Raw genomic sequence first — 743 nt, 5'->3', positions numbered from 1 at the left:
CCGCCTCGGCGAAGGAGGACTTCAACCGATGACCCCGCAGCTGTCCTCACCGGGCGACCACAGTTCTAAGGGTGACAAGTCCGGCACTGGCCTGGGCGACCGCAGCCGCGATGCGGAACTCGGGATCGGGCGCGGACGTTGGCTCGTCCGCGACATCCCTGTCGTCGTCTGGATCGTGTTCCTCCTCGTCGTCATCGCCGCCCATCCTGGACTGCCGGTCGCCAGGTGGTTGATGATCCATCTGCTCGTCCTCGGCGCGGTCAGCCACTCGATCCTCGTGTGGTCACAGCACTTCGCGCAGGCGCTGCTGCACACTCCCGCCTCGGCGCGGGATCGACGCAATCAGAGCATCCGCCTCGGACTCATCAACACCGGCACGCTGGCCGTCGTCATCGGCATGATGACCTCGCTGTGGCCAGTCGTCATCATCGGTGCGGTCGGTGTGGCCGCCGCCGTCATCTGGCACGGTGCCGACCTGTGGGGCAAGGCCCGCCACGCCCTGGCCTCACGCTTCGCCGGAACCATCCACTATTACCGCGCGGCGGCCGCGATCCTGCCGCTGGGCGTCACCCTCGGTGTCATCCTCGCTCGCGACATCGGCGAACCCTGGCACTCGCGACTGCTCGCCGCCCACGCGCTGCTCAATCTGCTCGGCTGGATCGGGCTGACCGTCATGGGCACGCTCATGACCCTGTGGCCGACGATGCTGCGCACCAAGATCATCCCCGGCGCCGAGGCGGCCG

The 743-nt window shown here is 68.1% G+C and carries 1 pseudogene; it reads left to right on the top strand.

Going from position 1 to position 743, the window contains the following annotated elements:
* Window positions 1-28: 28 nt before the first annotated feature.
* A pseudogene (locus AD89_RS19075) lies at window positions 29-743 on the top strand (multicopper oxidase domain-containing protein); the annotation flags it as partial.

Origin of the sequence: Brevibacterium sp. VCM10 (assembly GCF_000583215.1) — a bacterium.
GTDB lineage: Bacteria > Actinomycetota > Actinomycetes > Actinomycetales > Brevibacteriaceae > Brevibacterium > Brevibacterium linens.
The sequence above is the reverse complement of the archived record's forward strand: the minus strand, read 5'-3'. Positions and strand labels throughout refer to the sequence as shown.